We start from the raw sequence: 6,681 nt of genomic DNA, 5'->3' as shown, positions 1-6,681 counted from the left end.
CTCCGGAAATCGCCGCGCGCGCATGAGACCCCCACTCGGGCTACGCCCTCGCGGCAGCCTCATGCGCGCACAAAGAGTGGCCGATTTTTGCGCCGCCGCCTGGCCGGGTTTTACTCCGCCGTTGACACAGTTCACGGGCAAGCCTCTTTTGTCAGTACCGGACATCAGGGAAGTGTTCGGGGTGGGCGGTGATATGAACGAACAGAAGCGGTTCCAGATTGTGTTTTTGTCCGGGTATCCGCCGATGGTCGCAACGCTCGAGCCGTGGTTTGTCGACCCGGATTTGAAAGCTCTTCTGGAACAGCCGCCGGCGCAAATACCGAAGCAGCGCGATGATGACCAGCCACCCTGGTGGACCGGCATTCCAGCTGATTACAGCTATGGCATTACCTACAAAGGAGGTGATGGTGACACATGAGCTGCACCCGGGCGCATTGCCGGTTGATGTCGATGTGAAGTCCAGAGACGTGACTGCGCCCTGGATCCTTGATCACACTGGCGCACCCAGATCCTTTCCGGTGACTGCGGGAACGGGACTTTACTATGACCTCGACAACAAGGTCGTGCACCTCCGCAAACCCGAGGCAGGTATGTCGCGGACCTATGCGCCAGAGATTGATATTTACATCAATCATACGGATGGCTTCGTCGACGTGAGCTTTCGTTGTGTGGAGCGCCCATGGGTGGTGTATCCCACATTGCAGATTCAGGATGGTTGCCTGCAATTCGTCCATGTGGACGATTTCATGGCCTCGAATCTGGCCATGTTTCAGGCGGCGTGCCGTTATCTGAACTCGCCGATCTACAACCCCTATCTGACCGCCATTGAAGCGCCGGCTGATAGACAATACGCCTTCTCCGTTGCCGACGGCACCATAACGCGCCGCGACGGCAATCCCGTGGATCAGATGTTCTCCACATTGAAGAGTTTCGTTTTCCGCTCCCGCGTCCCAGTTCCGGGCTTCGATCGTTCTGAGACGAACGCGCCCTGTGAACTGCCTCCTGGCCTTTACAGCGCGAAGGTGGCCCAGACCGACACATTGACTGGTGAGGTGGTGCGCTTTGAAGTCGAAAGTCTCGAAAATGATAATGTTCATTTCTGTCAGGTGCTTGTGGAGCACGACGATCTGTTCGTGCCAAGGCAAGCCGGCAATGTCGACATTGGTGATGTGGAAGAGCTGACTTTCCTTGATCTCGATAATTGGATGCCAAAGACGTTCGCACCCCAAAGCCCAATTGGTCGGAGGGTGAAAGCCGGCGGCCTGCTGGGCAGCTTGTTCGGCCGGTCCTAGGCCGATCTGTTAAAGGAGCTAAGCAGATGGAAGGCCAAAACTTTCCCGTCACCATACTGGATGAACCTGAGACATTCACGCTTCTCTGGACGCGCAATTCCTCCGGCGCGCCCTATTCCGTTCAACTGGACGCCGGAACAGAAGTGTTTTTCGATCCGGAAAACACGATCTTCCATTACAGGACCGACGACCTGGTTCGCACGGTTACCAGCCAGATTGAGGTGAGAATTTCAACACGCCACGAGGAATGGGAGATGGAACTGGTGGTCGATCCGGAGGATGGGCTGGAGCCCCCGTCCGTCCTGGTATCTGGAAACCAGCTCTTCCTCAGCGACAATGGCTACAATTTCTCAGTCGAGCACCTTTTCAGAAATTTCTGCCAAGTCTTGCACAACCGGGCGTTCAATCCCCACGAAGTCATGCCCGAAAATGGTGAGTATGGCAGCTACACATGCAACTTCGAGACTGGCGAAGTCGCTTACTACACCGGCGATCCCATCGACAATGTGCCGCCGAAAGGGCCCAAGAAGGCCATTGTAAAGATGCTGCGCGCGTTCCCGGCAAAACTCATGAGCGACGAAGCGGTGACGATGATCGCCGGCGCCTATGAAATCATCCCCGGCGTCTACGATGGCAAGACCGGCGACATTCAAAATTGGCGTTTTGATGCGAGGGGGGATGAAACCTTCCGCCAAGATCACTTGCGTGCATTTGTCGAGGATGATGTTTTGATCGCCGAGCTTGAACTCGGCCAAGCCGTCATCGTGGATGTGCTGGATCGCAAGGACAGCACGCACCCTATGTTTGCGGCCGAAGCGAGAGGCCGGATGAAGTCGGCGGCCACTCAGGCGGAGAGCCCCCAAAGCGCAGCGCCGACGGCTACGGATGCGCCAAAGCGCGGCCTGCTGGACAGGCTGTTTGGCAAAAGCTGATGGATACGGGAAAACCGCCCGCTTGCTGCGGGCGGTCTTGGCGGGAGTGGGTTACTTCTGGCCGCCTTCCCCGAGGTCGATGACGCGCATGGCGATCCGTCCGTCTCTTGGCAGTAGGTCCAGCTGAAGGCTCATGCCTTTGCCGTCCTTGTGCGGCCATGCAGCGCCGATGCGGATCCAGTTGGACTTGTCCTCTTTGGTGTCGGTCACGTGATAGAGGGCGTGTGTGGGCATTTTTGCGTTGCGGGCTTTGGTGTTTGTCTTGGTGCTCATTTCAGTGTCTCCTTTTTCATTTCCAGAGGGCAACGCGCCTCGCTGCCCTTCATGGGTCTGAGAGAAACCGTCCCCAGAGACAGGCGGGCCAGTGGCAACACGGTGGTGGTGCGGGCAGCCACTTGCGCGCCTGGCGAGACGGTTCATAGAAACCCATGGAGCGAAGGGCAGCGAGGTGTCAGCGTGGCCTCATGAAAAAGGACGGCACGAGCACCCGACGAACCGCCCGTCCAAACCACACGACGCGCACAGACCGGACAGCTTGGAGAGAAGGACAAGCTACATCCATCAGAGACCGCATATGCGAAAGACAAGACTGACCGGAAAGCAGGGCCTCGGGTCTCTTGCGATGAGACGGATCGTGAGATCACCACAAGAGCCGTTGGGCCTGGAGGAGCGGGTCGTCCCCCTTCGCCAAACGCTCCGCGTTTCAACGGGAGATCACCGGAAGATCCGCGGCACACTGGCCAAATCGGGCAACTTAAGAACGGCCACAAGCACAATCCATGCTTTTCACTTGGTGAAAGTGTCAAATGTAGGTATATTTTCCTACATGAGCACAAGCCAGATGACATTACTGACCCAGGGGGAGTTCTCTGAACTTTCGCTTCATGAGAAGAACAGCTACCTGCAGGACGTTGCGAGACAATATCTTGAAGCGCGCGGCGACCAATTCACGCCACTGAGCAAAGACGCCTTGAGCCGGCTCCGACGCTACTACAGTCGTCGCAGCCTGGCCGATCTGCAACTTGAGAAAGTGCAGGACGATGAAATGCGCCACGCATTGGAGCGCCTCTCGGGCGCGATCCGCGTCGGCCATTTTGAGAAGGTACTGGAAAGCGAGATTCCGCCGAGCGCTTCCGAGAACCGGATGATGCGCCCTCCGCCGATCGATGATGAACAGATGATGTTTTTCGTCCCGGACATCTACGACGCGCCACTCAAGGACGATGTGAACCTGATGGATGTGGCCCCGTTTACGCTGAGCAAGACCAAGCGCGAGGGATTGATCCGCTATGAGCTCAAGGACTGCGTGATCACCATTGAAGGGGGTGCGGAGACCGGCATTGCCAATGCCCATGACTACGACATCTTTCTCAATATGGTGACCTACTTGGCCGAAGAGATGCGCAAATTCCGCAAGACGCCCCAGGGCAGTCTGCCGCCACGGGTATACCGCCCGACAGCGGCGCAGATTCTGAAATTCTGCCGTCGCGGCGATGGCGGCCGGCAGTATCTGGAGCTGGAGAAGGCACTCGACCGATTGCAGGCCACGCGGGTGAAAATCACGAATCTGGACGGGCACAAGCGCCGCGCGACGGAGAGCTTCCCACTGATCGGCCGGTACAAGGTCATCAGCCGCACCACCCAGAACAAGATCGACCAGGTGGAGCTGGACATCCCGGACTGGGTCTATGAGGGCGTGGTCAATCCCGAGAAGAAGGCGACGATCCTGACGCTCAACCCGGACTATTTCCTGATCACCAAACCGACGGCACGCTTCATCTACCGGCTCGCCCGCAAAGCGGCGGGTCAGGGCGAGGCGTTTTACGCGCTGAAGGATCTGCATCACCGCAGCGGCTCTCCCCTACCCCCTGGCAAGTTCGAGAAGTCGATTGAGGCGATTGTGAAGCAGTCAAAAAATGAGCCGTTGCCGGACTACGACCTCAGTCTGAAGGACGGCCGAAACGGGCGCATTCTTGTGATGAGCAAGCGCACCGAACTCGCCGCCGGCTGACAAAATTGTCTGACAAAATTCCGTCTATCGTTCCACTGATTTTGTCAAAACCGGATCGCGCTCCCTTCTGGTTTTTGTCAAAACCCGTCTATCATTTTGGCAAAAACGCGCGGATTTCGGCCCTGTGGATAGTTTTGACAAAATGGGACGCATTCCGTCTATCACTCCAAAATAACCGTCTATCATTCTGTCTGAGCCGTCTATCATTCCGGCAAAACCGTCTATCACTCCAAAAACCATACCTTAGGTCATTGAATCACAAATGAAATCACCCCCTTAAAACTTAACTAAAAACCTTAAAAACAGAAAAAACGCGCCAGGGCGCATATTTTCAAAATTTGTTTTTTTCTTTTTTTGATTTCAGGACGGCGCGGCGCTCGGGGTGTTGATTGGTGTTGTGAAGGGTTGAGATGAGATGCCCCCAAAGTGCCCCTGTACGTCAAAAAAGCCCTGTCATGAGGATCAGGGCTTTGGGATTTTCGTTGTATTATCAGACGGATATTTGGTTGCGGGGGCAGGATTTGAACCTGCGACCTTCAGGTTATGAGCCTGACGAGCTACCGGGCTGCTCCACCCCGCGTTAAGACTTGAGCTTCCGGGCATGCCCGGTCTTTTTGTTTTGCCGATCCTCAAGGCCTTTGGCCTCTGCGGGTCGGCGGGGGCTGCTCCACCCCGCGTTAAGACTTGAGCTTCCGGGCATGCCCGGTCTTTTTGTTTTGCCGATCCTCAAGGCCTTTGGCCTCTGCGGGTCGGCGGGGGCTGCTCCACCCCGCGGTAAGACTTGAGCTTCCGGGCATTCCCGGTCTTTTTGTTTTGCCGGTCCTCGAGGCTTTTGGCCTCTGTGGGTCGGCTGGGGCTGCTCGACCCCGCGACAGGCCTTGCTGAATGAGCAAGGCAAAAGGCAAAACGGGCCGCGAGAGCGACCCGTGAGTGTTCCAATTTTCGTAAGGCTGAGAAGATTTCAACTTGATGTTGCGATTTGCAGACCTGGCAGCGACCTACTCTCCCGCGTCTTGAGACGAAGTACCATCGGCGCTGGGGCGTTTCACGGCCGTGTTCGGAATGGGAACGGGTGCAGCCGCCCCGCCATGACCACCAGGTCGGCAAAGCGCAACATGTGCACATGGGCTGCATGTGCAAGTTGATTGAGAAGCTGGCGGGTGGCTAACCCTTTGACACTTGTAGTGAACACGTCTTCTGTCCGCGATGCGTATCGGAGCGAAGCTCCGCAAGCGCGACCGCGCGTCGCCAATCGTTTGGCGCGCCGTCCGCAGGGCCAGCTCCGTTAGGAGCGTACGGCCCGTGAGGACAAAACACTCACATCGAACTTCGTTCGATGAGCACGAGCAATGAGAACGATCAAGCCGATCGAGCTATTAGTACTGGTAAGCTTCACACATTACTGCGCTTCCACACCCAGCCTATCAACGTGGTAGTCTTCCACGACTCTCAGGGAATACTCGTTTTTAGGTTGGTTTCCCGCTTAGATGCCTTCAGCGGTTATCCATTCCGTATATAGCTACCCTGCTATGCCGTTGGCACGACAACAGGTCCACCAGAGATACGTCCATCCCGGTCCTCTCGTACTAGGGACAGATCCTATCAATATTCCTACACCCACGGCAGATAGGGACCGAACTGTCTCACGACGTTCTGAACCCAGCTCACGTACCGCTTTAATTGGCGAACAGCCAAACCCTTGGGACCTGCTCCAGCCCCAGGATGCGATGAGCCGACATCGAGGTGCCAAACAACCCCGTCGATATGGACTCTTGGGGGTCATCAGCCTGTTATCCCCGGCGTACCTTTTATCCGTTGAGCGATGGCCCTTCCACGCGGGACCACCGGATCACTATGACCGACTTTCGTCTCTGCTCGACTTGTCAGTCTCGCAGTCAGGCAGGCTTATGCCATTGCACTCGACGACCGATTTCCGACCGGTCTGAGCCTACCATCGCGCGCCTCCGTTACTCTTTCGGAGGCGACCGCCCCAGTCAAACTACCCACCATACACTGTCCCGGACCCGGATAACGGGCCGCGGTTAGACATCCACGAAGATAAGGGTGGTATTTCAAGGATGGCTCCACGCGAGCTGGCGCCCACGCTTCAAAGCCTACCACCTATCCTACACATGCCTTGGCGAATGCCAGTGTAAAGCTATAGTAAAGGTGCACGGGGTCTTTCCGTCTGACCGCAGGAACCCCGCATCTTCACGGGGAATTCAATTTCACTGAGTCTGCGTTGGAGACAGCGGGGAAGTCGTTACGCCATTCGTGCAGGTCGGAACTTACCCGACAAGGAATTTCGCTACCTTAGGACCGTTATAGTTACGGCCGCCGTTTACTGGGGCTTCGATTCAAAGCTTGCACCTCTCCTCTTAACCTTCCAGCACCGGGCAGGCGTCAGGCCCTATACGTCGTCTTGCGACTTCGCAGAGCCCTGTGT

General features: G+C 56.5%; 5 protein-coding genes, 1 tRNA gene and 2 rRNA genes (1 of these 8 running past the window's edge). 4 read left to right on the top strand and 4 right to left on the bottom strand.

The features are described 5' to 3' along the window. The 3 genes from SPHINGO391_RS25050 to SPHINGO391_RS25040 form a co-directional block, all read left to right on the top strand. Positions 1 to 418 (top strand): hypothetical protein (locus SPHINGO391_RS25050; RefSeq protein ID WP_210385814.1); only part of this gene is annotated, 418 nt, incomplete at its 5' end. Further along, the gene (locus tag SPHINGO391_RS25045) at positions 408 to 1,292 is read left to right on the top strand and encodes a hypothetical protein (protein WP_152011397.1); all 885 of its coding nucleotides are present in this window, start codon (positions 408 to 410) and stop codon (positions 1,290 to 1,292) included. The genes SPHINGO391_RS25050 and SPHINGO391_RS25045, both read left to right, overlap by 11 nt. Before the next feature lie 26 nt (positions 1,293 to 1,318). Further along, positions 1,319 to 2,224, top strand: coding sequence for a hypothetical protein (locus tag SPHINGO391_RS25040; RefSeq protein ID WP_152011396.1), 906 nt, complete (start codon positions 1,319 to 1,321; stop codon positions 2,222 to 2,224). 51 nt (positions 2,225 to 2,275) lie between these two features. Here the strand turns inward: SPHINGO391_RS25040 and SPHINGO391_RS25035 are convergent, their stop codons facing one another. Beyond that, entirely contained in the window at positions 2,276 to 2,497 is a 222-nt protein-coding gene (locus SPHINGO391_RS25035; RefSeq protein WP_152011395.1) for a hypothetical protein, read from the bottom strand. A gap of 568 nt (positions 2,498 to 3,065) precedes the next feature. Between SPHINGO391_RS25035 and SPHINGO391_RS25030 the strand changes: the two genes are divergently transcribed. Next, the gene (locus SPHINGO391_RS25030) at positions 3,066 to 4,235 is read left to right on the top strand and encodes a replication initiator protein A (protein WP_343200356.1); all 1,170 of its coding nucleotides are present in this window, start codon (positions 3,066 to 3,068) and stop codon (positions 4,233 to 4,235) included. 503 nt (positions 4,236 to 4,738) lie between these two features. On the opposite strand, the gene SPHINGO391_RS25025 is transcribed toward SPHINGO391_RS25030, so the two are convergent. The 3 genes from SPHINGO391_RS25025 to SPHINGO391_RS25015 form a co-directional block, all read right to left on the bottom strand. Next, a tRNA-Met gene (locus SPHINGO391_RS25025) sits at positions 4,739 to 4,815 on the bottom strand. 405 nt (positions 4,816 to 5,220) lie between these two features. Continuing rightward, positions 5,221 to 5,335: ribosomal RNA gene (gene rrf / locus SPHINGO391_RS25020) — 5S ribosomal RNA — on the bottom strand. Positions 5,336 to 5,590: 255 nt separating this feature from the next. Continuing rightward, positions 5,591 to 6,681 (bottom strand): 23S ribosomal RNA (locus tag SPHINGO391_RS25015); it runs 1,708 nt beyond the window's last position.

Source organism: Hoeflea sp. EC-HK425 (genome assembly GCF_902498795.1).
GTDB lineage: Bacteria > Pseudomonadota > Alphaproteobacteria > Rhizobiales > Rhizobiaceae > Hoeflea > Hoeflea alexandrii.
Note: the sequence above shows the minus strand (reverse complement) of the source record. Positions and strands in the feature narration are given on the sequence as shown.

Coding starts and splice junctions, on each gene's coding strand:
- SPHINGO391_RS25035 (WP_152011395.1), bottom strand. CDS start 2,497: ATGAGCACCAAGACAAACACCAAAGCCCGCAACGCAAAAATGCCCACA.
- SPHINGO391_RS25040 (WP_152011396.1), top strand. CDS start 1,319: ATGGAAGGCCAAAACTTTCCCGTCACCATACTGGATGAACCTGAGACA.
- SPHINGO391_RS25030 (WP_343200356.1), top strand. CDS start 3,066: ATGACATTACTGACCCAGGGGGAGTTCTCTGAACTTTCGCTTCATGAG.